This is a genomic window from Bacteroides sp. An51A, assembly GCF_002161565.1.
Taxonomy (GTDB): Bacteria; Bacteroidota; Bacteroidia; order Bacteroidales; family Bacteroidaceae; genus Phocaeicola; species Phocaeicola intestinalis.
Map to the genome: position 1 here is coordinate 436,266 of NZ_NFIC01000003.1, position 25,666 is coordinate 461,931.

Here is a 25,666-nt window from a genome sequence, read left to right on the forward strand (position 1 = left end):
TGAATGATGAAGAAGGTTATTTTGTCCCTTGTGTTTGTACTGGGAAGCTTATTTTATGTGGGAGCTCAAGAAAAAACAATATTGGATGTAAGCCAAGCACAGGTAGTTAATCTGGTTGTCGATTTTTCGAATGCTTCTATACATAACATGGATGAAAATGCTTTTTCAACCTATGAGCCGAGTTATGCCAAAGGAAAGAATGAAGTGATTGCTAAATTGGTTGAAGAATTTAACGATGAGGAAAAAGTAGGTTTTATATTGGGCAATTTCCCAAAAGCTGACTATACGGTTAAGGTAAATGTCGTGTCAGTCAGCAGGAAAGGTGACATGCTCAGCAATGCTGAGATTTTAGACATCGACGGGAATGTGATTGCTACGATTTCAGACATAAAAGGAGATGGAGGTACCTTTGGCTCTAACATGAACCTGATGGGTGACGGGTGTAAGTCTACCGGTGAAGCGTTGGCCAAACGTATGGCAAAGATGATAAAGGTTGAAAAGAAAAAAGCGAAACAATGATACATTTATTTCCTGCATTGGAAGAACGGTACACGAAGGAACATTTATCGGCACGCGAAGCACAACGCTTGGCAGAGTTTATTGCGTGGGGACCTGTGGTATTCCAAGTTGCTAGGATTATGCTTAAATGGGGCATCCTGGATCTGATAAGAGATTCTGGAGAAGGTCTTACACTTGAAGAAATCGTGAAGAAGACGAAACAGTCAGAGTATGCAGTCAAGTGTTTGCTGGAAGCTTCGTTGAGCATAGGTATTCTGTTGGTCGATGTGCAGGCCGAACGTTATACATTGAGCAAGACTGGTTGGTTTCTGATAAACGATCCGGCTACCCGGGTTAATATCGATTTTAATCAGGATGTGAATTATGAAGGGTGGTTTCATCTGGAAGCATCCTTGAAAGAGGGAAAGCCCGTGGGACTGAAACATTTCGGCGGTTGGCCTACTATTTATGAAGGTCTTTCGGAGTTGCCGGAGCAGGTGCAGCGTTCATGGTTTGCATTTGACCATTTTTACAGTGATGCCTCTTTCCCTGAAGCTTTGCAGATTGTGTTTAAGAAGCATCAGACACGCTCGTTGTATGATGTAGGTGGAAATACGGGCAAATGGGCTTTACAATGTGTGCATTTTGATAAAGAGGTCGAGGTGACTGTTCTGGATTTGCCGCAGCAGATAGAGATGATGAAAAAACAGATAATGCCTGATGCAGAAGCCAGACGGATAAAGGGATTCGGCATGAACCTTTTGGATAAAAACAGTGCGTTCCCCCGTCGGGAAGGTGGTGTGGATGCAATATGGATGTCTCAGTTTCTGGATTGTTTTTCTATGGATGAAATCGTCAGCATTCTTTTACGCGCCAGGGAAGTGATGTCGGGTCAAACCCGGTTATACATCATGGAGACACTTTGGGACCGTCAGCATTTCGAACCGGCTGCTTTTTGTCTTACGATGACTTCGCTCTATTTTGCTGCTTTAGCAAACGGGAACAGCAAAATGTATCATACGAATGATTTGTCAGAATGTATCGGTAAGGCAGGATTGGAAATAGAGGAAATATTCGATGGCTTGGGCCAGGGACATAGTATTTTAGTTTGTAAATTGAAACAATAATAATTAAAGAAATATGAGCAGAAAAGAAATAGAACAAAAAGTAAAAGCGTTGATGGTAGACGAACTGGAAATAGAAGAGGATAAGATTTTTCCTGAAGCCAGTCTGAAAGATGATATGGGTATTGACAGTTTGGACTACGTGGACATTGTCGTTATTATAGACCGGGTGTTTGGTTTTAAGATAAAGCCCGAAGACATGACAGGGGTGAAGACTTATGGCCAATTCTGTGATTACATCGAAAGCAAGTTAAACTGTCAGTAATTTTTGTTATTGTATTGCAATGGAGAAGCAATGGGCAGGTACGACATACGGGAATAACTGGATGCATCGATGGCTGATTAGGATGTTGCGTTATATTGATGTAAGAGTGTTCTATGTTTTTACGGCACTTTTTGTTATACCGGTATGTTTGATACTGAACCCAAGCCGCAAGATTATTTTCCATTATATGCGTAAGCGTATGCAGTTCGGCTGTCTGCGCTCGGCGTGGTATACCTATCTGAACCATTGCCTTTTCGCCCAAGTAGTCATCGATAAGTTTGCCATGTATGCAGGAAAAAGGTTTGAAGTGAAGGTGGTTGGTTATGATGCTTATCTCCGTTTGCTTGAAAAGCCCGATGCGTTCGTACAGTTGAGTTCTCATATCGGGAATTATGAAATTGCCGGTTATTCTTTGAAGGCAGACAAGAAAGCGTTCAATGCTTTGGTTTATTGGGGGGAAAAGGAATCGGTAATGAAGAACCGGATGTTCCTGTTCAAGGATACACATATCCGTATGATACCTGTATCTCCGGATATGTCACATCTGTTCGATATCAATGCAGCCCTATCAAAAGGGGAAGTGGTAAGCATACCGGCAGACCGAATCTGGGGGTCGCCTAAAAAACTGGTGAAGTGTTTCTTGGGTGGGGAAGCTTCATTTCCCTATGGACCTTTCAGCATAGCGACGATGCGTTCGCTGGACGTTGTGGCTGTAAACGTGATGAAGACTGCTGCAAAGCAATATACGATTTATATTACTCCTTTATTATATAATAAAGAGGCAAACGGCAAGGCTCGGATAGAAGAACTTTCTGATGCTTATGTGAAAGAACTGGAGAAAATGCTTGGCCTGTATCCGACACAATGGTATAATTATTTTGATTTTTGGCATGAATGAAGATGAATGAATTTGATTTTTATAACCCATCAGACGAATTTATGCGTAGTATCCGTCTGAGCGAACTTTTACCGCAGCAGCCTCCGTTTGTAATGATTGATTGCCTGACTCATTACGAAAAAGATAAAGTGGTTAGTGAGACTACAATCCGGGAAACAAATATTTATGTGGAACATGGAGTGATGCAAGGTTATGGACTTATTGAGAACATCGCCCAGACTTGTGCCGCACGTATTGGGTATATCAATAAATACATTCTGAAGCAGGGCATCCAAATCGGTTATATCGGTTCACTGAAGAATCTTACTATTGAATCGCTGCCTCATACGGGCGATGTGATAACGACAGAGGTTACGGTTCAAGATGAAATTCTGGGAATGATTTTGGCAAAGGCTATTATCCGAAAAGGCAATCAGCTCCTTGTAAATGCTGATTTGAAGATTGCTTTAAAAAGTTAGCTGGTATGGTATTGACGGAAAAAGTAGGAATAAAGGTCAGGTTTAGCGAAGTGGATATGATGAAGGTTGTCTGGCATGGTTCGTATGCTAAGTATCTGGAAGATGCACGTGAGGCTTTCGGGGAAAAATACGGACTTACTTATGAAGGATATCTGGAGCATGCATGTTATGCGCCTATTGTGGACATGCAAATCCAGTACCGCAAACCTCTTAGGTATGGAAGCAAGGCTTATGTAAGCATATCTTACCAGCCTACAGAAGCAGCCAAGATTATCTTTCATTACGAAATCAGGGATTATGAGGATGATTCATTGTATTGCCGGGCCACTACCGTACAAGTTTTTATGGATATGGATTATCAACTCTTGTTTAGTAATCCTGATTTTTTTGAAGAATGGAAGCGCAAATGGCAACATTAGTAGCACATAATATCATATCGCCACTTGGCTTTACGAGTGAGATGAATTATCATGCAATCAAGTGTGGCAATTCTTCGTTGCGTCTTTGCGAAAAAGCATTCGGTACCTCATTGTCGGTAACGGCGTCTGTCTTTGATGAGGAAATGCGGGAACAGCTTCTGGTTGAAGGATTTACTTGGTTTGAATCTCTTGTTATCCATTCGGTCCGGAAGGCGATTGCTGACATCGGTATGGATGTATCGGGTAAAGAGGTATGTTTTGTGTTGAGTACCACGAAAGCGAATGTCGAATCGTTGGACACTATCTCGGATGAACAAGTTTTGCCAGGAAGAACGGCTGAGAAGATTGCCCGTTATTTGGGTTTTGTCAATGAACCTCTTGTGGTATGTAATGCCTGTATCTCGGGTGTCTCTGCTTTGATTGCTGCTTCGCGGCTGATTGATGCTGGTTTTTATCGTCATGTGGTGGTATGTGGTTGCGATGTGTTGGGAAAATTCATTGTTTCCGGATTTGAGTCTTTAAAAGCACTTTCTCCGGATGAATGCAGACCGTTTGACGAAGAACGCATCGGACTTAATTTGGGCGAGGCAGCTGCTACTGTCGTTTTGTCGGCAAGCAAGGGGAAATGGCATATCTGCAGAGGGGCGGTATGTAATGATGCATATCATATCAGTACTCCCTCGCCGAAAGGGATTGGTTCGGGGATGGCACTTGCAAAGGTGCTTGGCAATGAAAAAGAAGAGTTGGCTTTTATCAATCTGCATGGTACGGCAACTCTGTATAATGACCAGATGGAATGGAAAGCGCTTGAACGCTCTCACCTTACGGACGTTCCGGCAAATGCATTGAAAGGTTATTTTGGGCATACTATGGGGGCTGCTGGTGTAATGGAATGTATTATTTCGATGTTATCGGCAGATGATGGTGTTATCTTAGGTACCAGAGGTTTTCATGCTTCCGGTGTCTCAGGGGTTATCAATATGTCTTCCCATAACCGTAGTTCCGATAAAAACGCTTTTGTCAAACTCATTTCTGGATTCGGAGGGTGCAATGCAGCCGTTTTCTTTACTGGTAAGGCGGAAGAAGATAACCGTGTGTTACATCTTCCGGATTATACGACAATAAACAAAGTTATTCTATCTTCGCAGGAAATATGGATAAATGAAAACCGGCTGCCGATGGTGGAAAGAGGGAAAAACCTGATAGTGGAACTGTATAAGCGCAGCATGGGAGACTACCCACGTTTTTATAAGATGGATGGTTTGTCTCGGTTAGGGCTGGTCGCTGCAGAACTGTTGTTCCAATCGGTACCGGATTTTGACAGCTATGAACAGACTGCCATTGTCCTGTTCAACCACAGTTCGTCTCTTTGTGCGGATAAGAAATACCTTGCATCTATCAGCGGGGAGAATAATTTTTTCCCAAGCCCCAGTGCTTTTGTCTATACTTTGCCCAATATAGTCAACGGGGAAATAGCGTTACGGCATGGTATGCATAGTGAAACATCGTTTTATATTTTGCCAGAGCGGGATGAAAAAATGATGGGGCAACTGGTAAGTTCAACTTTGGCTGATGAAAATCTCTCTTATTGCTTAACCGGCTGGCTGGAATATATGGGAGAGGATGATTTTATAGCTGATATTAGATTGATTAAAAAAGTAAATTGAAAATAAGACACTATGGAAGATTTGGTATTGAAACTTAAAGAACAGATTATTGAAGCATTAAATTTAGAAGGAGTATCTCCTGAAGATATAGATGTCAAAGCACCGCTTTTCGGTGATGAAGGTCTGGGGCTCGATTCGATTGATGCCCTGGAGATTATTGTGCTGTTGGAAAAGAACTATGGTATCCGTTTGTCTAATGCAGCAGAAGGAAAGGCTATTTTTACCAGTATAGAGCATATAGCGGATTATGTAAAAGAACACCGCACTAAATAAGTGATTGTGAAACAACGTATAGCGATAACAGGCAGTGGCATCATTTGTGCGATAGGTACAGATAAGAAAACTGTATCTGATGCGCTGGTAGCCCGTAAGAGTGGTATCCAGGGCATGAAGTATCTTCCTTCGTGTCATAAAGACCTGCTGGTAGGAGAAGTAAAGCAATCGGATGAAGAGCTGAAAATATCATTGGGCATACGGGCTGACAAGATTGTCAGCCGTACGGTCTTGCTGGGAGCCTATGCGGTGCGTCAGGCTTTGGATGATGCCGGTCTGAAGCTTCCATATTTGAAAACCAGGCGTGTCTGCTTTATTTCCGGTACTACCGTGGGAGGGATGGATGTGACAGAACGTTTTTATCATTCTATCCTGGCCGATGATACCTATTTGGATTATCTGGATGCATTTGATTGCGGTAAATCTTCGGTGGATATTGCAGAACTTGCAGGGCTTGATGCGGATACCTGTACTGTCTCTACGGCTTGTTCTTCAGCATTGAATGCAATTATTCTTGGAACGAGAATGCTGTTGGCTGGCGAAGCAGACCTTATTGTTGCTGGCGGGGCTGAATCTCTTTCCCTGTTTCATTTGAATGGGTTTAAGAGTCTGATGATTTTGTCATCTGAACCATGTCGTCCTTTTGATGCTTCCCGTTCAGGATTGAATTTGGGTGAAGGTGCTGCCTATGTCGTGCTGGAGCGTTTTGAGGATGCTGTTGCCCGTCATGCTGAAGTTTCGGCTTTCATAGCCGGATATGGTAACCGTTGTGATGCTTTTCATCAAACAGCCACATCTGAAAATGGAGAAGGTGCATATTTGGCTATGCAGGATGCCTTATGTATGGCGGGAATAGATTATACGCAGGTTGATTATATAAATGCTCATGGTACCGGGACTTTGAATAATGACCAAAGCGAATCGGTCGCTTTAAAGCGTTTGTTTGGCGGAAATATTCCACCGGTATCAAGTACCAAATCGTTTACCGGACATACGACGAGTGCATCAGGAGCGATAGAGACTGTTATTTCCTTGATAGCTATGCGGAATCATTATATTCCTGTTAATCTTGGCTGGCAGACAGCAGATGCCAATTGTATTGTTCCCTTTATGGGTAATGGGCAATGCCGGTTGCAGTATGTGCTATGTAATTCTTTTGGTTTTGGAGGCAATGATACATCGTTATTGTTATCACAGCAGGAAAGTGAATTACCGTTGTCTGACAGTAAAGTGGAGGCTGAAATTCTTTCCGGGTATGAATTAAAGGATTTGGATGAACTGAAACTGTTGAAGCAGTTTATTCCGCCTATTGAGCAAAGGCGTATGGACTTATTGACCAAAGCGGCTATGTACACTTCTTTGAAAGTACTTTCGGAAATGGATATATCTTCGCCGGATGCCATTATTGTAGCGACTTCGCATGGAATGCTTGCCAACAGTGAAAAGATTCTGCGAGGCATTGATACTTTGGGTGAAGATAGTGTCAGCCCTACGCTTTTTATGCAAAGTACACATAATACCCTGGCCGGAATCCTGGCTGTACGTTTGAAATGTCATGGTTATAACATGACGTATGTGCAAGGTGAGGATTCTTTGCGGTGGGCAATAGCGGATGCACGGATGCTTATAACTGAAGGCAAGGCTAAGGTGGTGCTTGTAGGATGTCATGATGAATGTACCGGACAATATGCTTCGTTCCTTAAACGTGCCGGGAAAAAGGAATTGCCATGCATCAGTTCAAAGAGTTTGGTTATAGTGAAAAAAGATAATAAGTAGACAGCTATGAATTTCGGACTTTTCCCTTTGGCGGTTATTCAGAGTATCTTGCTTACGTTAGGGCAAGTTACCTTGAAGTTTGGATTGATGAGAATGGAGCCTTTCGGCTGGACCAGATCATTTTGGATTTCGGTCTTTGCCAATTGGCAATTTGCTTTGAGCGGCATTTGTTTTGGTGCAGCCAGTTTGCTTTGGATGTATATTCTTAAACATTATCCGTTAAGTTCATCTTATCCATTGGTGAGTTTAAGCTATGTCTTCGGGCTGTTGGCTGCAATGGTCTTTTTTCAGGAAGAAGTAGACTTCTATAAATGGTTAGGAGTGTCTTTAATTGTGTTAGGTTGTTTTATTATAGCGAATTAGTTAAATTTTATACTCTATGAATAGATTCTTGTTATGGCTCGTATGCTGTTTGTCGCCACTTGCTTTTTGGGGTCAGGAGATATCCAAAGACGCGATAATTAAAGAGATAAGTAGGTCTGCTGCAACCATTAAAACCATGCAGTGTGATTTCGTTCAGACCAAACGCATGAAGATGTTGGGCAGTGAATTGGTATCAAAAGGAAGAATGAGCTGTTCGCAGCCGGATAAATTGAGGTGGGAATATCTTTCGCCTTATACCTATACGTTTGTTTTATACAAGAATAAGGTGATGATGAAGAAAGGGGAGCGTACAGACGTCATTGATGTAAACAGTAATCGGATGTTTAAGGAAATTGCAGCCATTATGTTGAACAGTGTACTTGGGAATTGTTTCTCGGACAAGAGTTTTGAAGTGGATGCTAAACAGGAAAACGGACAGTATGTAGCGACATTGTTACCGATGAAAAAAGAAATGAAGATGATGTTCTCGCGTATTGTGCTTCATTATGATAAAGTGCAATCCATGGTTCGTGAGGTAGAACTGTATGAAAAAAACGGTGACAATACTACGATTACACTGACTCATGTACGTAAGAATGAACCTATTGATGAAAAAATATATGATGTTGAATAGCCTGAAGTCTAGGATTGTTATTCTTGTCTTATGCTTTGGGGCTGTGTGCCAATGGGCAGCAGGACAGTCGTTCCCGGAAAAGGAAGGTGAACGTGTATATTATGATTTTTCGATGCGCAGGTCGGATATGGAGTTGAGTGGTATCTGTATCTTGCTTTGCAGTGGAGATACGGTGAAGGCAAGTATTGTAAATAATTTCGGAGCTACATTGATTGATTATTCTTATGATACGAAAAAGTCGAAAATAAAATTGCATTATGTTTTTGAAAAGCTGAACAAATGGTATATACGGCGTGTGTTGAAGCGGAATTTGAAGAAGATAATGTTAGCGATGCGTTCTGGAGAAAGTTCATATAAGGATGTAAGGCATAAACTGAGTTATACTTTTATTTTAAACCATGATATTGAGAAATAATTTATATACGGTTATCCGTAAAGAGGAAACATCTGGAGGCATTTCGTATGTTATCCGGTTGAATCCTGACCATTTTATATATGAGGCACATTTTCCTGGCGAACCTGTGACTCCGGGGGTATGTATCTTGCAGCTGGCTCAAGAGTTGCTTGCACTGGAAATAAATGAACACTTGGAGCTGAAGAAAATAAAAAATGCAAAGTTTACTGCGGTGATTTCACCAGACCAGTTGACGGAATTAACAGTAGCCTTTCCTTCGATAGAAATCGGTAAGGAAGAAGTTGCATGCCAGTGTGTGATAAGTAACATACAGCTTGATTTGGTTTATGCTAAGTTGTCTATCATTTGTCGGAAGCATGAGAGATACGAATTATAACCAACTTGACGAATTATGCGACCGTGGCATTTGCATAATCATACCTACTTATAATAATGAAAAGACTATCGTGGAGGTGGTGCAACGGGCTATGGAGCAATGCCGTGATGTGATTGTCGTCAATGATGGCAGCACGGATGCCACTACGGAATTGCTTCATGCCGTAAAGGGTATTACCCTTGTTGAATATGATAACAATAAAGGCAAGGGAAAAGCTTTGCAGCTAGGCTTTAGGAAAGCTCTTGAAATGGGTTTTTCGTATGCCATTACATTGGATGCCGACAACCAGCATTATCCGGAAGATATACCTGTGTTGCTTGAAGCCAATAAGAAATATCCGGGTTGCTTTGTTTTAGGGCGGAGGAATTTGTCTGGGGTAGAACGTTCTTTCGGAAGTAAGTTTGCAAATGTTTTCAGCAATTTCTGGTTTTGTGTGCAGACATTGCAGTATGTTCCGGATACCCAGACCGGTTATCGGTTATATCCCTTGCACAAACTTTACGGAATCAATGGGCTGACATCACGTTACGAGGCAGAACTGGAGTTGCTGGTCTTTGGAGCCTGGCGTGGTGTGAAAATTGTATCGGTTCCGGTGCGTGTCTATTATCCTCCTCGCGAAGAACGGGTGAGTCATTTTAGGCCAGGTAAGGACTTTTTTCGGATTTCGGTCTTGAATACGTTTTTGTGCCTGTTGGCTTTGGTATATGGATGGCCTTTAGCTGCATGGAGAGGATTAAGGATATTGGTTAGTACGCTCTTAGCCTTGTTGTTCTTCTTGGTAGGAACATTACTGGTGATTACTCCATTTTCGTTGTGTTATGTGGCTTTATCTAAAGTCGTAAAGTTGGATTTCAGTGCGATTCGTAAGCTTCTTCATGTATTTGGTTCTTTAACAGTCAGAATGCTTCCACTCATAGGGGTAAAGACGCGCATCATGAACCAATCTTTTGAAGATTTTTCAAAACCTGCCATGATAATCTGCAATCATCAAAGCCATTTGGATTTGATGTTGCAGTTGAGCCTGACATCTAAGATTGTATTTCTGACTAATGATTGGGTTTGGAAAAGTCGTTATTTTGGTTATGTCATACGCCATGCCGAATATTACCCTATATCGGCTGGTATTGATGTGATTCTGCCTAAATTGAAGACATTGGTAGAGCGTGGCTATTGTATTTCTGTCTTTCCGGAAGGAACCCGTTCGCCGGACGGGCAAATCGGCAGGTTTCACAAGGGGGCTTTCTATATAGCCGAGCAATTGAAGCTTGATATTCTTCCACTGGTAATTTATGGTGCAAACAGGGTATTGCCTAAAAAAGGAAAATATATGCGGACCGGCAATATTCTTTTCTCTATCGGTGAACGGATTAGTCCCGTAAAACAAAGGGAAATAGCTGAATCCATTTTGCAGAGAGCAAAACTGTTCAGGCAGTTTTATGTAAATTCTTACCATAAGATTTGTAATAAATACGATCAGAATGCTTAACAAGGAGGTGATTGTTATTGGTGCCGGACTTGGCGGACTTTTTTCGGCTGCGTTGCTTTCGAAAGAAGGCATGAAAGTGACTGTTATTGAAAAAAACAGGAAGCCGGGTGGGGGAATGCAAAGTTACAACCGTAAAGGTGCTGTGTTTGATACCGATATGCATGTGATAACAAGCATGTTTGAAGGGGGGAGCGTATACAGGTTGTGCCGCTACCTGGGTATTTTGAATGATATTTGTATTGAAAATGTCGCTGATGGCATTTCTGATAAAATATATGTGGCAGAAGACAATTCTGTGTATAACATATCGGCAGGAAGGGAGGGATTCATGCAGTCTTTGTTGCATTATTTCCCTGATGAGGAGCACGACATCTGTGCATATGTAAAGGCATTGGATGCAATAACCGATGAGATGGATTTATTCTTGTTGCGTAATTCCAGACAAAACGTATTTGTACAGAATGCAGACTTTTTTATGCCGGTCGACCAATTTATATCCAAGTATATCCATAACCTGAAATTGCGTCGCCTTCTGGCATACATGAATGTGCTTTATGCTGGAGATTGCCGTGTAACTCCTGCTTATCTTCATGCCGTGATAGCTGTTCTGTTGCAAAAAGGGGTCAGCCGGTTCAAAGGAGGAACATACCGTTTTGTTGAAGTCTTGGTTCGTTTTATTCAGGCACATGGGGGTACGGTTATAACAGGTGAAGGGGTTTCCGACATCATTGTGGAAAGAGATAAAGTGAAGTATGTGAAGACAGATGCCGGCCGTGTCCTGTCTGCCGATGTATATATTTCATCTATACATCCGGCTGTTTTATTGGACTTGTTGTCTGATAGATTTGCAGTATCAAAATCTTATTATGCTCAATTGCAAGGAACAGAAGATTCATGTTCTGCATTTATTCTCAATATCAAACTCAAGAAAGATTCGTTTCCTTATATGCGTTATTCCAGTTACTACTTTGAGAGTTATGAGAGTGTATGGAGTGCCAACCGCAAAGGGGCTATCACGAAATTTATGTTCTTGACTCCCCCGGTGCAGGATCAGGGAGAATATGCGCATACTTTATGCATTACGGTTCCTATGGACTGGAATGAGGTGGTTGCTTGGGAAAACTCAACGATTGGGAAACGCAGTAAAAGTTATTATGAGTGGAAAGATAAGGTAGCTGAAACGGTTTTGAGCAAAATGGAAAGATTGTTTCCTTTTTTTAGAGAAGTTATCGCATTGGTAGATACGGCTTCGCCTCTTACGATTCGTGACCATACAGGAGTACGGCATGGGGCTATGTGCGGATATAAGAAAGATGTAAATAATTTTATTACTTCTCATTTGCCCGTCCGTACGCGATTATCCAATCTGTTATTGACAGGTCAGAATGTGAATATCCATGGTTTTTGTGGAGTAATCTTGACTTCGTTGCAAACTTGTGAGGAAATTTTGGGAACTAATTATATAATAGAGAAATTGCATGTTGAAGGTTAAATTGTTCATACTTGCACTGGCATTTTCCATTAAAGGCTTGTCGCAGATAAATATTTGGGAAGGTACGGCTTGTCATGCAAATGTTATATTGACTCCTTATCTTTCGCCGGGAACGGATAATCCAGCAGTAGTTATTTTACCGGGAGGCAGTTATTTTTGGCATGCCGATGTAACAGAAGGCAGAGATGTGGCATTGTGGCTGCAAAAGAACGGTATATCTGCATTTGTCTTAAAATATCGGACAGCCAAGGTACCGGCATTCCTTTTCCGGTATCGGTATATCTTTAGAGGGAACCGTTATCCGGACCCACAAAATGACTTACGGCAAGCTTTGCGTCTGATTAGGGAGAATGCAGCACAATATGGCATAGATGTAAAACAATTGGGGGTTATGGGATTTTCAGCCGGCGGACATCTGGCAATGTCGCCCGTGGTTTTGTTTCCCAAATCGGAATGGCCGGCTTTCATTGCTTCTGTCTATCCTGTAGTTACGATGTATGCTCCTTATGTCCATAAGCGTTCCCGTCGTGCATTGTTGGGAGACAATCGGATATGCAACCGTGTATTGTGTGATTCATTATCTTTGGAACGGCATGTTCCTGTTGATTGTCCTCCAGTCTTTTTAGTCAATTGTAAAGACGATCCTACCGTTGATTATCATAATTCCGTATTGCTGGATTCGGCTTTATCAGCTAATCATGTGCCACACCTGTATTTGCAGTATGAAACAGGAGGGCATGGATTTGGTGCATCCTCAACCAAAGGAACGGCTGAGAGCCGGGCTTGGAAAAAGGAGTTTTTAAATTGGATGAATAGTTTATTAAAATCTAAGTCAATAGCAAGATGATACGTTTTGTAATCCGATTATACGATTATATGGCTGCACATAAAAGGTTGTGTGTATTGTCTTTTGTTGCCGTTACGTTTGTTTTCCTTGTTTCGTTGGTACGTTTGGATTACAAAGAAGACATATCGGCTTTTCTTCCTGTCAGTGGAAGTGAGAAGGAAGCTCTTTCGGTTTATCAGGATATTTCGGGAGCCAATCGGATTATTGCCGTGTTCGAAAATCAATGTGACTCTGGTAGCATCTCAGCTTCTCCAGAATCGGTTATTGAGGCTATAAAAGATTATGAATCAATCATCCGGGAAACGGATACCCTGCATTGGGTATGTGGTCTGACTACTCAGGTTGATTTGGAAAAATATAATGAGTTGACTAGTTATATTTATGCTCATATTCCATATTTCCTGACGTCAAAAGATTACGTCCGGCTGGATAGTTTGTTGAATACGGAGGGATTTATAAGCAGCCAGTTGGCTTTGGATAAGGAAATGCTGATGTTCCCGTCGTCTTCTCTTGTTTCGGAAAATATTTCACGTGACCCGTTGCATCTGTTTACACCTGTTTTGCAGTCATTGCAGACAATGAACGGAACGGCTTCTTTTGAAACTTATGATGGTTATATCTTTACGCCGGAAATGAATAAGGCTGTCGTGATGATGTATTCTCCGTTTGGGAATAGTGAAACGCAACACAATGCACTCCTGGTGGATTATCTGTCATCTGTGGCTGATTCGCTGAAGATTTTACACCCCACGGTGAAGGTTCATCATACCGGTGGCCCCGTTATTGCTGTTGGTAATGCGAAACAGATAAAAAGTGATAGCCTTTTGTCGGCATCCATGGCCATCATTTTGATTCTTGTATTGCTTTTATATGCGTTGAAACGGTTTTATCACTTGTTTCTGATAGCCGTGTCTATTTTGTGGGGTTGGGTTTTTGCCATGGGGATGCTGTCGTTTATTTATAAGGACATATCTCTGATTGTGGTAGGGATATCCAGTATTATATTGGGTATAGCCATTAACTATCCCCTTCATCTGATTGCCCATTTATCAGCAACAACCAGTATCCGGAGCGCATTGCGTGAAGTTGCTGCTCCATTGATTATTGGCAATGTTACGACGGTAGGTGCCTTTTTGGCATTGATTCCTTTGGATGCTGTTGCATTGCGTGACTTAGGACTTTTCAGTACTTTCCTTTTAATAGGCACTATCTTGTTTGTAATCATGTATTTGCCTCATGTCCTCCGTAATAAGGTGCGTGTGAAGGAGGATTCCGGTGAGAAAGCTGCTGAGGCACCTTTTGAATGGGCTGGCAAGTTGTCGTTTAAGGGGAGTCCGTTGGTCTTGCTGGTATTATTGGTGCTGACCCTTGTATTGGGGTATTTCAGTCTGTCGACACGTTTTGATGCTAATCTGGCAAATATCAATTATATGACAGAAGAGCAGCGGAAAGATATGCAGTATTTCCAACAGCTGGCATCTGATGAGGATAACGATTTGGAATCGGTATATGTGGTTTCGAAAGGTTCTTCTTTCGATGAGGCTTTATCTTTCCATTCTGCCATACAAGACTCTTTGGCAAGTTTGGTGCACCCTGCAAAAGGTGAACGTTTATATTCCTGTACACGTTTCTTTTGTTCGAAGGATGAACAGTTGGAGCGTTTGTCTTTGTGGCATCAATTTATAGATACTCATCGGAACAAGCTTTTCGATGAGTTCAGAGAGGCGTGTAGCCAGGAAGGTTTTGTTGAAGAGGCGTTTGTGCCGTATTTTGATATTTTATGTGCTGATTATGCGGGAACCTTGCCGGATAAAGCCGGTTTATTAAAGCATATTTCGGATTCGTATATCAGTATAGACAGTATATCCGGCACTTACAAGGTCGTTGATGTCCTGTCGGTTGATAAAGAGCGTGTGCATGCTATTGAAGAACAGGTATCAGACTGGGAAAATGCTCATTATTTCAGTTTTGACATCCAAGGCATGAACAGTGCTTTGGCCAATCATTTGTCTGATAATTTCAACTATATCGGTTGGGCTTGCGGTATGATTGTCTTTTTGTTTTTATGGTTTTCGTTCGGCAGGATTGAATTGGCATTGCTGGCTTTTTTACCGATGGCTGTCAGTTGGATTTGGATTTTGGGTATTATGGGCATTTTCGATATCCATTTTAATATTGTCAATATCATCCTTGCCACATTTATATTCGGACAAGGAGACGATTATACCATTTTTATTACAGAGGGATGTTGTTATGAATATGCTTACCGCAAGAAACTGTTGGCTTCTTACAAGAGTTCCATCATTCTTTCCGCACTGATTATGTTTATAGGTATAGGTACGTTGATATTTGCGAAACATCCTGCATTGCATAGTCTGGCAGAGGTGACAATTATCGGTATGTTTTCGGTGGTGCTTATGGCGTTTGCATTACCTCCGATTGTTTTCAATTGGATGGTAAGGCAAAAAGGTACTTACCGGCGTCGTCCGCTCACTCTTTCTGCTTTGGCAAGAACCTGGTTTTGTGGAATGTGGTGGTTGTGTCAATTGTTGGTCGGTTATCTGGCAGGAGGATTGCTTTTCTTATTCGTCAGGAGAAAAGTTCGGAGGCAAAGGGTGCTGAACCGGTTTGTAAGCTGGGTACACCGCATAGACCAGCATTTAATACCTGGGGTGCGTTATTCGCTGCGTAATCCTTACCGGGAAGATTTCGGCAAGCCTGCTATTATCATCTGCAACCATCAATCTCTGCTTGATCCGATGTGCTTGATGGCATTAAGTCCTAAGATACTTATCGTTGCCAATACGCATTCCAGTCATAATCCTGTTATTCGATTTATGTTCAGCTGGTTGGGCTTCTATACGATAGACCAGAACAATTTTAGGGCATGGCAAGACAGTTCTTTGCAACGTGATATCCATGTATTCCGCCATTATGTGGAACAAGGCTATAGCATAGCTGTATTTCCAGAAGGCATACGGAATGCGAAGTCTTCGATTTTGCGTTATCATAAGGGGGCTTTCTATCTGGCGCACGAACTAGGCATTGACATATTGCCGGTCATTATCCATGGGATGAATAACATCATGCCGCTGTATAGTTTTACCGCTCATCCGGGCAGGCTTACCGTTTGCATAGAGCAACGCATTACCTTATCGGATGCATTACGGGGAGAAACCTATGCGGAAACGACAAGATTGGTACACCGCTTTTTCATTGAAAGATACGAGCATTTATGCAAAGAACTGGAAACCTCTTCTTATTATAAGAACCTGGTGCTGGAAAGATACATGTACAAGGGAACGGACGTATTTAGGATGGTAAAGGCAAATATGAGGAAATATGGCAATTATGCCCAATGGGTGGATAATTTGCCTTTGGGTGTAAAGACTGTATATGTCAAGCATAGCGGTTGGGGGGAATTTCCTTTGTTGTTGGCATTGGTCAATCCCAATATTTCGGTTGTAGCGTTTGAGTCGAATGAAGAAAAAAGGACTTTGGCGTATTATAGTGCAGACGGAATTGTTTCAAATTTGTTATATACAGATAATTTGTCTATCTTTGAGAACGCAAAGGATGAACCGCAATCAGTGGTTTATGATGCAAATAATCTGATGGTCTGATGTATATGAGAATTTGTTTCTTTATAGGGATAGTCTTTTTCTGCAGCTTGAGGATGATGGGGCAGGTAGAAGGGATTGTAATTCATCCCGACCATTCTGTGACCTTTACTTTTAAAGCTTCTCATGCAAGGATTGTCCAGATAGCCGGGTCTATGTTTGCCCAGCGTAATAGGATTAAAACTCCTATCGGTTCTTTCTCGAAAGAATCAAAGAAGAAAATGAAACGGGAAGGAGACTTCTGGACCTATACGACCGCTCCTTTGCCTTCCGAATTTTATACCTACCGCTATTTCGTGGATGAAGATACGATTTACCTGGATAGGAACAATCCGAACCGGGTGAGGGATATTGATAAAGAATTCAATTATTTTATCATTGGGGGAGGCATTGCCGATAATTATGCTACCCGGAATGTCAGGCACGGTACATTGCATCATGTATGGTATCCGTCTGAACTCAATGGGATGAAAAAGCGGCGCATGACCATATACCTTCCGGCGGCTTATAGCTCGGGTAAGTCGTCTTATCCAGTTTTGTATTTGCTGCATGGTTCGGGGGGTGATGAAGATTCTTGGACAGCTTGCGGAAGGGCTATGCAGATATTGGACAATCTGATAAGCCAAGGGCTTTGCCGGCCAATGATTGTAGTGATGCCTAACGGGAATGTCACATTGGCCGCTGCGCCTGGAAGCGATCCGGCTCATCCGGATGTCCAGCCTGATGCCAATAACGTGGCATCGATGTTCGGGAAGTTTGAAAAATCTTTTGTAAAAGAAATCGTCGGTTATGTAGATGCCCATTACCGGACAATAAAGAACAAGGATGGGCGTGCCATAGCAGGTTTGTCGTTGGGAGGATTGCATACGCTGTATATTTCGTTGAACAATCCGGAGGTGTTTGATTATATCGGCCTGTTTTCAGCACAGACCACCAATGCGTTGAATAATAAAAGGATTCAGGGCATGAGGGGCATCAATGATGCTTGGAACGACCTTAAAAGTATTTTGCCTTTTATCGGGAACCGAGGTTTGGATAAAAAGATATCTTCGTTGACGGAAGGTGCCAATAACGGCGATTTAGCAATCTATGAACACATGCAGGAAAAAATGGAACGTTTGTTTGCTGATCCTCCGGCACTTTATTATATTGCCGTGGGAAAGGATGATTTTACAAAGAAATTGAATGATGATTTGCGCGAATTGCTGGATGCAAATGCTTATCCCTATGTTTACCATGAGACGGATGGTGGGCATACATGGGAAAACTGGCGCAAATATCTGGTTGATTTTTTACCAAAACTATTTAAATAAATAGGATATGAAAGAGCGTATTCGGACATTGCTTGAAGCAGAACTCCCGATTGTGGATTTTGATTCAGAATTTTTATTTAGCGAGTTGGATTCTTTAGGTGTAGTTACCATATTGATGATTCTTTCTCAAGAGTTTGGTATAGAGTTGGAATCCCGTGATGCCACACCTAAAAACTTCAGGTCGCTGGATACGTTGGTAGAACTGGTTGAGCGTAAACTGTCGGAGAAACATGACAAAGCTTGACGATTATTTGATACGCCATGCAGAGGAAAGGCCGGAGCATGATGCTTTGGTCTGTGGAACTGAATGTATTAGCTACGCTCGGTTATACGAACGTGTAAGGGAAGAAGCGGCGATATGGGCGTCTGTAAGCGGAAAGGCCGTTGTTGTCCGGGCTACTCAGTCGGTTGGTTTCATTGTGACTTATTTGGCGGTCCACTTGGCGGGCAAAACCGTTGTACCGTTAGAGAATGATATACCAGACGTCCGTATGGAACATATTGAACAGCAGGTAAGGGACAATGATATTCCGGAGGATGTCGCTGATATCCTTTTTACTACGGGTACTACCGGTGAGCAAAAAGGAGTGATGATTAGTCATCGTGCCATTGTGTCGAATGCAGAAAATCTTATCGGGTCACAGGGGTACACCGATGAGACCGTATTCGTAATCAGCGGTCCTCTGAACCATATCGGAAGCCTTTCTAAAATTTGGCCTGTCATCATGCTGGGTGGAACTATTATTATTACCGAAGGCATGAAAAACATGGATGCTTTTTTATCCGCATTCGAGTATCCGTCTTTCAGGCTTGCATCTTTTTTGGTTCCGGCAAGTTTGCGTATGCTGATTCAGTTTGCTTCCGGAAAATTAAGTGCTTTGGCAGGTAAGATAGATTTTATCGAAACCGGAGCGGCACCGATGTCTCAATGTGACATGTTGGTTTTGCGTGAATTGTTGCCGCATACCAGGCTTTATAATACCTATGCCTCGACAGAAACGGGTATTGTTTCTACGTATGATTATTCATGCAACGAGTGCATTGCAGGATGTTTGGGATATCCCATGAAGCATGCTTCGGTTTTTATAACGGAAGCAGGTTCGGTGGCATGTAAAGGGCCTATGCTCATGACGGGTTACATAGGCGAACCGGCTCTTACACATTCTGTTTTGCATGAAGAGGTGTTATATACGTCAGATTTAGGTTTTATCGATTCCAAGGGACGTCTGAACCTTCAGGGGCGCATGGATGATGTGATAAATATCGGCGGTTATAAAATTTCTCCTGTCGAAGTGGAAAATCAGGTTTTGGCATATCCTGGTATAAAAGAATGCATTTGTATCTGTGCGGAGCATCCGGTTATCGGGCAAGTATTGAAGCTTCTTTATGTAATAGACGAAACTCCGGATTTTAGCCAGAAACAATTGGTTAAATTCCTGAAGAGTAATTTGGAGGCGCATAAACTTCCTTTCCTTTATGAACGGGTAGACAAAATAGAAAGAACCTATAATGGAAAGATTAACCGGAATTATTATAGGATATGAATGAACAGTCTGTCTTAATGGAGAAGTGATACTTTTTAATGAATACCGCATTTCACCCAGCCCCTACATGGCTACTGGGTTAAATGCGGACTTCACATACACCTGGTGCGGCGCGCGTCCTTCGATGCCGATAAGGTGTGCCTCCGTCCATTTGTTCAGGTCGTGCCAGGCGGTGGTCTTGGAATGGTTGGTGATTTGTTCGGTCAGCTTTTCGAACGTAACCGTCCCTTTCGACACGATTTTAGGGTAAAGGCGTGGTGTGGTGTCTTCCGCATTGGCAGAAGGCACAGGCAAGAAATCATAAAGAGCATCCATGATAATATGATACATTAAGGTTTATAATCTGTTTCCGGCAATATCTGTTTTACGTTCCACGGCGCGGAATGTACATTCCATGGGCTGGAATATACGTTCCAAAGCGTGGAATATACGTTCCAGCCCATGGAACATAAAATCGAAACGTCTGTAAACATAATACAATCCAAGCGCGAAAGCAAATTCCTGTCAAAAAATGGAAACCGGCGATGTATTAATTGATAAATATGCTATGGAATAAATGAAATTTATTCGTATCTTTGGACATATAAAACTGATTTCAGTAAACGGATAACTATTAAAAGCCATGACTTACCAATTTAAAATTCAGATTAAAGGTATCACCAAACCGCCTGTATGGAGGCGGGTATTGGTACCGGACTCTTTTACTTTCCAGCAATTCCATTTTGTAATCCAAGAAGCCTTTGGGTGGGAAAACGCGCATTTGTATTCTTTTTCCGACAAAGCTTACGGCGGTTCTTTCTATATATCCGAACCGGATGAGATGGATGCTTTCTCTTTCGCTCCAAGAAAAGATGCAAGTAAGTTGAAATTGCGTACTTTTTTGGGAAAAGATTCCTCGAAAAGTCTGGTTTATTGGTATGATTTCGGGGATGACTGGATACATACGATCAAATTGGAGGCCGTATCCGATGAGGCTCTCTTGCATGCCCGTTGTCTGGCAGGTAAGGGAACTTGTCCTCCGGAAGATTGTGGCGGTGTGCCCGGCTATGAATATATGAAGGGATTGTTGGAAGAAGACCCGGAATCAGAAGAAGCTCAAGAAATGCGTGAATGGCTGGGGCTGGAAGACGATGAGACTTGGGATGCCAATTACTTTAATCTTGAAGCAACGAACCTGTATTTGTCTCAGTTATAAGGGTGACATAACGTATCAAGTCCCGGCACAAAAGCATGATGCCTTGTGCCGGGACTTGCTGTATTGACTCCGTTTTAGGGAATTATCTGATTTCCTTAATCGCTTCTACCAGGCGTGTGAAATCGGATGGGAATACATCGCCGATGTTTCCGATGCGGAAGGTATCAGCTTGAGAGATTTTACCCGGATAGATGACAAAGTCTTTCGCTTTCAGCTTCTGATAGAAATCCTTGAAATTGAAGTCTGCCGAGGGATAATAGAATGAGGTGATGACAGGCGATTGTGCTTCATCGGGCAGCAGGGTACGGAATCCCAGTGAGCGCATGCCTTCTACCAGTGTACGGTGGTTTTCACTATAACGGGCATGACGTGCGGCGATGCCTCCTTCCGCCTTCAGTTCGTTCAGGGCTTGCATGAAGGCACGTACTACATGGGTAGGCGAGGTGAATCGCCATTTGCCGTGTCTTTTTTCCATGGTTTCCCATTGGTCGTAGAGGTCGAGCGAGAGCGAACGTGCTACGCCTTTGCATTGCTCCAGGAGCGAACGGCGTGCCAAGATGAATCCGAATCCGGGAACGCCCTGGATGCATTTGTTGGCAGAACTAATCATGAAGTCGATGCCTAATTGCGCCATATCGATGGGTACTCCCCCGAAGCTGCTCATGGCATCTACTATCAACACTTTATCGTGGCGTTTTACAACCTCGGCGATGGCTTCCAGCGGATTGAGCACACCCGTAGTGGTTTCGCAATGTACTACCGATACATGCGTCACTTCGGGATGTTCGTTCAAGTATGCGTCTACTTGTGTCGGGTCTACCTGCTGAGTTTCTTCGAACTTCATCAGGTGATAGTTCAGGTGATAATAATCGGCTATTACCCCCATGCGTTTGCCGTATGCACCGTTGGCGGCAACCAGCAGATGGTCTTCGGGGCGGACTACTGAGCCTAAGGTAGCTTCTACGCAGAAGCTTCCGCTTCCTTGCATCAATACGGCGGTATATTCTTCAGGGCGGCTGCTTGCCAATTCTACCAGTTCTTTGCGGATTACTTCCACAATGCCTACGTTATAGTCTTCGTCCCACGTGCACCAGTCGCTCATCATGGCTTCTTTTACGGTTTCACTTGTGGTTAACGGTCCGGGGGTCAATAATAAATACGGTCTCATGTTGTATATAGGTTGATGTTGATATTTAGTTTATTTTTTAGGAGTTAAGAAGTTAAGGAGTTATCACTCCGCTTTGCTCCGTTAGAAGTTAAGCCAATAGTAAGTCAAAGAACCGTATACACAGAGGTATTGGCTTAACTTCTTAACTCCTTTAATTAAAAGGTGTATTATCGGTTATTCGTTGTTCATGCGTGCGTTAATGGCATTGATCAGGGCAGGAAGTTCCTTGATGGAATCCACTACATAGTGTGCTCCGGCGGCATACATGCGGTATCTTACTTCGAGCATACGTGCCTTCAGTTCTTCTTCGGGCATGTTTTGCACTTCTTCTTCGGTCAGTCCCAGCTCGTTGCTTCCCAAGATGACTCCCACGCTCCATACGCCGGCGTTCACGCCTTCCTTGATGTCGGAAATCGTATCTCCGTATTTCAATACCGAGAAGCGGGAAGGAATGGCGAGGTCGCACATATTCTTATAAATCATATAAGGTGCAGGGCGTCCGGCGGGCAGGTTGTCCGAGGTGACGCAATTGTCTACCTTGTATCCTTGCTCGGCGGCGGAAGGGATGACGATGTCCATCATCTCTTGGGTATATCCTGTGGTGGAGCCTATCAGGATGCCCATGCCACGCAGGGTGTCGATGGTTTCCACTACATGCGCTATCGGACCCGAATAGTTGCGCAGGGTGCTGAATAGCAGACGTTGGAATTCGGCGTAGCAGGATTGGATATCATTCTCGTTATAGTCGCGTCCGTATTTTTCGCGGAACGCCTGGCTTACGTGGTCGATACGGAACAGGGCACGGATTTCTTCAATCTTGGTCAGCCCCATGTGGGCACGTGTTTCGGCGGCGCTCACTTCGAGTCCCAGGCTTCGGAAGCTTTCGATGAAAGCCGATACCGGTGCAAAACATCCATAATCTACGGCGGTTCCCGCCCAGTCTAAAATCACACATTCAATCTTTTTCATATAGCAGAAGTTGTTAAGTAGATATTATTTTCTTTTTCATTCTTTCTTGTTTCAGGTTGTTCCGCCTTTTCGGGCAGGGGGCCTTGCTTGCGCTTCCGGGCATAAATCATGTAGATTAGCGAGGCGATGAAGGAAAGGCAGCATGCCACTCCGATGAACAGGCTCATGTGGTTGTAGAAGGATGCCCAGTCGATGTGAGAGGCGCAGAATTCCTTGAAGAGCAACAAGCCGAGTGTGCCTAAATAGCCTACGAAATCGATGGTAATGATGAAGAACCCCACGTTTCCCTTTATCTTGAAGCAGGCGATGAAGCGTTCGAAGAAGATGGTCTGGAAGCTCAGGTAAGCGATGTCCAGGCAAAGGCTTTGAAGGAAGAGCCAGATGGTGGTGGGGATATGCTCGTTTCCTTCGGTCGCCCCTAAGAACGCCAAGGTTCCCATACCGAATGTAGAGAGTATCAATAACATGCAAAGCACCTTCAGGTGATTGTAGGTTGTGGCGAGCAAGGCGAATACAGCCAGCAGGACAAAGGTCGCTATCGAGTCGATTTGCGCGAATGCCCACGAAGAGATGGTCTGTACATCGATGATGCATACGATAAAGTCTTCCTTGATGTCGCGTTGTACGGTGAGCAGGAGGTTGGCTCCGAAAAGCAGGATGAGCAGGGGCATGAACCGGCGGAACAATGCCCAGCGCTGGTGCCCGTTCAGTGTGACGCGTTCCGAACGCGAAGCGATGTCGGCTTCCGTAGGTCTGGGGAAGCGGGTCATCATCCATCCGGTGAAGCAGAGCAGGGGAAAAGCCGCGGCTCCGATGAGGGCAGGCATCCAGAACTCGCTCACGTGAAGCTGGTTGAGCGCATAAAGGCCTAACGATTTCGCCACGCCCGAACTGAGTGCCATGCTTACGCCCATGATGCTGGCAAGAATGTCGGTGGTGCGCCGCCCTTCGAGGAAACTGAATATCACTCCCCACATGCAGCCCAGCGAAAGCCCGTTGAAGTAGAGCGCCACTATATTATAAGGTATAGGGAGCACGCCGAAAGCGATGAGCGAGATTTCGGACAAAGCCGCCGAGCCGATGATGAACTTCAGGCGTCCTTCGGGCCTTAATTCGGAAATGTATTTGATGCCTAATAACTTTGCGCTTACATAACCCAGCAATTGGATGATGCTGACGGCTATCTTGTAGTCCATCCCGTACACTTGTAGCCCTTCGAATTCTGCCGCCGTGAAAGGCTTGCGCAGGGCATAGACCAGGGAATAGGAAAACAGGGCTGTGCCTCCTGCCCAAAGCACGAAGAGCCAGTCGGGCATCGGCTTTTTGTTTCCGGGTATGGTTTGTGTTTGAGTTCTCATGTTTCTGTTCTCGTTTTGATTCCGGTGCAAAAGTAGGGCCTTGCCGTCAAGGGAAAAATGAATAAAGCAGGAATCATATTCGTGTAACAATTCAGAAACATTCCTGAAACGGTTCTTTTACAAAATAGACATCACACTGACATGGAAATGAAACCGGTTTGTAATATGAGGAAGCGTTACAATTGTTACAATTACAATTAATTGAAAATCGTTTTCATGTAAGCCAACCGATGAAGCGAACTTCTTCTTAAAATTATATATTATATATATTATATAATATATATAATATATAATTTCTATGTTGTGTAAGTCTTCCCTCATTGGAATCTGGAATCGCCTTGTTGAAATACACTTTTGTAATTGTCATTTGTAACAATTGTAACGCTTCGTGTCTTCCAAACTTGCATATACAGGCACATGCCGGTGCAGCTATATGCATCGGGCAACGCAACTATCTGCATGATTCGGGGCGGATATTTGAAGAATTTTGATTAACTTCGTGCCCAAACCCTGTTTTTATTATGGAGGAATTGAAAGAAATATACGACCGCATGACATTCTTGCGCCAGAAAGGCGTCAAGATGAAGGACATGGCGGAACGGGCAGGCTTTTCGCCCAGCGTCTTGTCGGCTATTTATTCGACGGTGCTTCCCGCTTATTTCAAGAACCGCGAGAAAGGGATGGGCGAGGAAGAGGCGTTGAACAATGCGCTGGTGTGGGTGAACAATGTGTCGAAAAAGAAATTGCTCGGTTCGCTTGCCCGATTGAAAGACTCTTTGTTCTCCACGGATTATCAGGCAAAGGCGGTTCCGGAAGATGCCCGATGTCCGTTTCTCGTACAGTTGGAAAACAATGTGCAGGAGACGATGGGGCGTGTGTTCAACTTCAGCGGCATTTACATCAGCTATAGCATTTCGTCTGGGAGCCGGAGCCTGAAGATTGAACCCTACCTGATTGCCCCTGCCGAGAACGGCAATTATGTGGAGGTGGGGCATAACAATGCGTATGGGGTGACCCATTGGGGTACGGCTTTGATGAACGGCTTCAACCACCTGTACCTGATGTTCAACGAGAACCCTTCGCCCCAACTCTCTTTGTTCTACATTTGCCTGAAGCTTCCGATGTACGACCGTCCGCCTTTCTTGCGCGGCCTGTACATGTGTTTCGACTATAATTACAATCCCGTGGCGCGGCGCATCCTTTTTGTAAAATATTCGGACAGCATAGCGCGCGACGAGTTTTTGAAACTGAAGGGAGAACTGAAGGCTCCGGAGGTGCTGGATGAAAAAGAAAAGGCATACTACGATTATACCTGTCAGGCGGAAGATATTATCCGTATGTGCAACATTCCTTCGCCTCGGATGACGGAAGACGACTTGAGGGTGGAAAAGAAAATATTGTCATTATAGCACAGATTTCGGATTATCTTGATTCTTTTTGTTTGCTTTTAAAGAAATTTTATTACTTTTGTAACAGTATGAAGGGGTGGGGCCCTTAAAGAATGCAAA

At 43.4% G+C, this 25,666-nt stretch carries 26 protein-coding genes; 22 read left to right on the top strand and 4 right to left on the bottom strand.

Annotated elements, in window-relative coordinates:
• Positions 1–3 precede the first annotated feature (3 nt).
• The 20 genes from B5G04_RS08045 (at position 4) to B5G04_RS08140 (ending at position 19,468) form a co-directional block, all read left to right on the top strand.
• Positions 4–519 (top strand): hypothetical protein, encoded by a 516-nt coding sequence (locus B5G04_RS08045; RefSeq protein ID WP_087210174.1) that lies wholly within the window; start codon positions 4–6, stop codon positions 517–519.
• A complete protein-coding gene (locus B5G04_RS08050; RefSeq protein WP_087248210.1) occupies positions 519–1,625 on the top strand; it encodes a methyltransferase in 1,107 nt (368 codons plus the stop codon). The genes B5G04_RS08045 and B5G04_RS08050 overlap by 1 nt, the downstream gene beginning before the upstream one ends.
• Before the next feature lie 13 nt (positions 1,626–1,638).
• Positions 1,639–1,887 (top strand): phosphopantetheine-binding protein, encoded by a 249-nt coding sequence (locus tag B5G04_RS08055; RefSeq protein WP_022040318.1) that lies wholly within the window; start codon positions 1,639–1,641, stop codon positions 1,885–1,887.
• A 19-nt stretch (positions 1,888–1,906) separates the two neighbouring features.
• A complete protein-coding gene (locus tag B5G04_RS08060) occupies positions 1,907–2,785 on the top strand; it encodes a lipid A biosynthesis acyltransferase (RefSeq protein ID WP_225226431.1) in 879 nt (292 codons plus the stop codon).
• Between the two features lie 2 nt (positions 2,786–2,787).
• A complete protein-coding gene (locus B5G04_RS08065; RefSeq protein WP_087210196.1) occupies positions 2,788–3,243 on the top strand; it encodes a pseudouridylate synthase in 456 nt (151 codons plus the stop codon).
• A gap of 5 nt (positions 3,244–3,248) precedes the next feature.
• Entirely contained in the window at positions 3,249–3,662 is a 414-nt protein-coding gene (locus B5G04_RS08070; RefSeq protein ID WP_087396637.1) for an acyl-CoA thioesterase, read from the top strand.
• On the top strand, positions 3,638–5,329 hold the full coding sequence (locus B5G04_RS08075) for a beta-ketoacyl synthase N-terminal-like domain-containing protein (protein WP_239414054.1): 1,692 nt from the start codon (positions 3,638–3,640) through the stop codon (positions 5,327–5,329). The genes B5G04_RS08070 and B5G04_RS08075 overlap by 25 nt, the downstream gene beginning before the upstream one ends.
• Positions 5,330–5,341: 12 nt before the next feature.
• The gene (locus tag B5G04_RS08080; RefSeq protein WP_022040313.1) at positions 5,342–5,602 is read left to right on the top strand and encodes a phosphopantetheine-binding protein; all 261 of its coding nucleotides are present in this window, start codon (positions 5,342–5,344) and stop codon (positions 5,600–5,602) included.
• Between the two features lie 6 nt (positions 5,603–5,608).
• Positions 5,609–7,378 carry a beta-ketoacyl synthase N-terminal-like domain-containing protein gene (locus tag B5G04_RS08085; RefSeq protein WP_087396735.1) on the top strand — a complete coding sequence of 590 codons (1,770 nt, stop codon included), beginning with the start codon at positions 5,609–5,611 and terminating at the stop codon, positions 7,376–7,378.
• 6 nt (positions 7,379–7,384) lie between these two features.
• Positions 7,385–7,741 carry an EamA family transporter gene (locus B5G04_RS08090; RefSeq protein ID WP_022040311.1) on the top strand — a complete coding sequence of 119 codons (357 nt, stop codon included), beginning with the start codon at positions 7,385–7,387 and terminating at the stop codon, positions 7,739–7,741.
• Positions 7,742–7,757: 16 nt separating this feature from the next.
• Positions 7,758–8,375, top strand: coding sequence for an outer membrane lipoprotein carrier protein LolA (locus tag B5G04_RS08095; RefSeq protein WP_087248188.1), 618 nt, complete (start codon positions 7,758–7,760; stop codon positions 8,373–8,375).
• Complete coding sequence (locus tag B5G04_RS08100) at positions 8,362–8,790, top strand: hypothetical protein (RefSeq protein WP_087406383.1); 429 nt, start codon at positions 8,362–8,364, stop codon at positions 8,788–8,790. The genes B5G04_RS08095 and B5G04_RS08100 overlap by 14 nt, the downstream gene beginning before the upstream one ends.
• The gene (locus B5G04_RS08105) at positions 8,774–9,166 is read left to right on the top strand and encodes a 3-hydroxymyristoyl/3-hydroxydecanoyl-ACP dehydratase (RefSeq protein ID WP_022040308.1); all 393 of its coding nucleotides are present in this window, start codon (positions 8,774–8,776) and stop codon (positions 9,164–9,166) included. Before B5G04_RS08100 ends, B5G04_RS08105 begins: the two co-directional genes overlap by 17 nt.
• Positions 9,147–10,652, top strand: a complete 1,506-nt coding sequence (locus B5G04_RS08110; RefSeq protein ID WP_087396641.1) for a glycosyltransferase — start codon at positions 9,147–9,149, stop codon at positions 10,650–10,652. Before B5G04_RS08105 ends, B5G04_RS08110 begins: the two co-directional genes overlap by 20 nt.
• Positions 10,645–12,144 (top strand): NAD(P)/FAD-dependent oxidoreductase, encoded by a 1,500-nt coding sequence (locus B5G04_RS08115; protein ID WP_022040306.1) that lies wholly within the window; start codon positions 10,645–10,647, stop codon positions 12,142–12,144. Before B5G04_RS08110 ends, B5G04_RS08115 begins: the two co-directional genes overlap by 8 nt.
• Positions 12,131–12,991 carry an alpha/beta hydrolase gene (locus B5G04_RS08120; protein WP_087396643.1) on the top strand — a complete coding sequence of 287 codons (861 nt, stop codon included), beginning with the start codon at positions 12,131–12,133 and terminating at the stop codon, positions 12,989–12,991. Before B5G04_RS08115 ends, B5G04_RS08120 begins: the two co-directional genes overlap by 14 nt.
• Entirely contained in the window at positions 12,988–16,614 is a 3,627-nt protein-coding gene (locus B5G04_RS08125) for a 1-acyl-sn-glycerol-3-phosphate acyltransferase (protein WP_087396646.1), read from the top strand. Before B5G04_RS08120 ends, B5G04_RS08125 begins: the two co-directional genes overlap by 4 nt.
• A 218-nt stretch (positions 16,615–16,832) precedes the next feature.
• On the top strand, positions 16,833–17,924 hold the full coding sequence (locus B5G04_RS08130; RefSeq protein WP_158098074.1) for an alpha/beta hydrolase-fold protein: 1,092 nt from the start codon (positions 16,833–16,835) through the stop codon (positions 17,922–17,924).
• Positions 17,925–17,931: 7 nt separating this feature from the next.
• Positions 17,932–18,168, top strand: a complete 237-nt coding sequence (locus tag B5G04_RS08135) for an acyl carrier protein (protein WP_022040301.1) — start codon at positions 17,932–17,934, stop codon at positions 18,166–18,168.
• Positions 18,155–19,468 (top strand): class I adenylate-forming enzyme family protein, encoded by a 1,314-nt coding sequence (locus tag B5G04_RS08140; protein ID WP_087396649.1) that lies wholly within the window; start codon positions 18,155–18,157, stop codon positions 19,466–19,468. The genes B5G04_RS08135 and B5G04_RS08140 overlap by 14 nt, the downstream gene beginning before the upstream one ends.
• Before the next feature lie 63 nt (positions 19,469–19,531).
• On the opposite strand, the gene B5G04_RS08145 is transcribed toward B5G04_RS08140, so the two are convergent.
• On the bottom strand, positions 19,532–19,783 hold the full coding sequence (locus tag B5G04_RS08145) for a hypothetical protein (RefSeq protein ID WP_087396737.1): 252 nt from the start codon (positions 19,781–19,783) through the stop codon (positions 19,532–19,534).
• A 307-nt stretch (positions 19,784–20,090) separates the two neighbouring features.
• Between B5G04_RS08145 and B5G04_RS08150 the strand changes: the two genes are divergently transcribed.
• Positions 20,091–20,663, top strand: coding sequence for a plasmid pRiA4b ORF-3 family protein (locus tag B5G04_RS08150; RefSeq protein ID WP_087396652.1), 573 nt, complete (start codon positions 20,091–20,093; stop codon positions 20,661–20,663).
• A gap of 82 nt (positions 20,664–20,745) precedes the next feature.
• Here the strand turns inward: B5G04_RS08150 and phnW are convergent, their stop codons facing one another.
• From phnW to B5G04_RS08165, 3 genes are all read right to left on the bottom strand, one after another.
• A complete protein-coding gene (gene phnW, locus B5G04_RS08155; RefSeq protein ID WP_087396655.1) occupies positions 20,746–21,831 on the bottom strand; it encodes a 2-aminoethylphosphonate--pyruvate transaminase in 1,086 nt (361 codons plus the stop codon).
• Positions 21,832–22,005: 174 nt separating this feature from the next.
• The gene (gene phnX, locus B5G04_RS08160) at positions 22,006–22,800 is read right to left on the bottom strand and encodes a phosphonoacetaldehyde hydrolase (RefSeq protein WP_087396658.1); all 795 of its coding nucleotides are present in this window, start codon (positions 22,798–22,800) and stop codon (positions 22,006–22,008) included.
• Entirely contained in the window at positions 22,797–24,158 is a 1,362-nt protein-coding gene (locus tag B5G04_RS08165) for a DUF5690 family protein (protein ID WP_087396661.1), read from the bottom strand. The genes phnX and B5G04_RS08165 overlap by 4 nt, the downstream gene beginning before the upstream one ends.
• Positions 24,159–24,679: 521 nt before the next feature.
• On the opposite strand from B5G04_RS08165, the gene B5G04_RS08170 reads away from it, so the two are divergent.
• Entirely contained in the window at positions 24,680–25,567 is an 888-nt protein-coding gene (locus B5G04_RS08170) for a hypothetical protein (RefSeq protein WP_022040291.1), read from the top strand.
• Positions 25,568–25,666: the final 99 nt, after the last annotated feature.